General features: G+C 70.1%; 1 protein-coding gene. It reads left to right on the top strand.

The window, feature by feature from the left end; genetic code table 11:
- Positions 1 to 225: 225 nt before the first annotated feature.
- On the top strand, positions 226 to 1,060 hold an 835-nt coding region (locus AB1673_17650), incomplete at its 3' end, for an IS110 family transposase (protein ID MEW6155782.1).

The following is a 1,060-nucleotide window of genomic DNA, read 5'->3' as shown; positions in this document are numbered from 1 at the left end:
CGCTTAGCTCCCATGGCCCCTGGCGGGGCCGCCCTCGGCGGATGAGAATCGGGGCGTGCCGGGCCGGCCCAGACGTCGGACGACTATGGCGCTCGGAGCCCGTTCTTAGCTTGACGCGGGGGTCTCGGGGGCTCCGCCCTGTTGCCGCGAGCACGAACCTCAGACTCTTCATGACCAGCCCCCCACGCCGGCCCGGCATCTCGAACCGACCGAAAGGGGACGACGATGCAGGTGGTGGTCGAAAGGTGCGCCTTCTTGGACGTGCACCGAGACACCGTGATGGCGTGTGCCCGCACGCCTGACGGCGAGGGAGGCCGGCGGGAGGAGGTGGCCGAGTTCGGCACGACGACCTCCCATCTGCTCAAGCTGTCTCAGTGGCTCCTCGAGAGGAGCGTCACCCTGGTGGGGATGGAGGGCACCGGCGTCTACTGGAAGCCCGTCCACTGGGCCCTGGAGGAGATGATCGCCCAGGTCTGGGTTATCAACGCCCGGCACATGCGCAACGTCCCGGGGCGCAAGACCGACGTGGCCGACGCCTGCTGGGGCGCCCAGCTCCTCGAGCATGGCCTGGTGCGGCCCTCGTTCGTCCCGCCTCGGCCCACCCGGGAGCAGCGCGACCTCACCCGCTACCGCAAGTCGGTGATCGAAGAGCGCGGCCGGGAGGTCCAGCGCCTGCACAAGGTGCTGGAGGACGCCGGGGTGAAGCTGTCGTCGGTGGCTTCGTCGGTGCTGACCAAGTCGGGCCGGGAGATGATCGACGCCTTGGTGGCCGGCCAGCGCGACACCAAGGTCCTGGCCGAGATGGCCAAGGGCAGGATGCGCCCCAAGATCGCCCGTCTCGAGGACGCGCTGGCCGGGCGGTTCAACGCCCACCACGCCCTGCTGTGCCGGGCCATGCTGGCCCGCATCGACCAGGCCGATGCCACCATCGCCGAGCTCACCGAGCAGATCGTGGCGCTGCAGGGCCCTCACGAGGCGGCGGTGTCGCTGCTGGTCGGGATCCCGGGGGTGAGCAACCGCACCGCCCAGGTCGTCCTGGCTGAGATCGGCACCGACATGT

The sequence above is a fragment of the Actinomycetota bacterium genome, assembly GCA_040754375.1.
GTDB lineage: Bacteria > Actinomycetota > Acidimicrobiia > Acidimicrobiales > AC-14 > JBFMCT01.
Note: the sequence above shows the minus strand (reverse complement) of the source record. Positions and strands in the feature narration are given on the sequence as shown.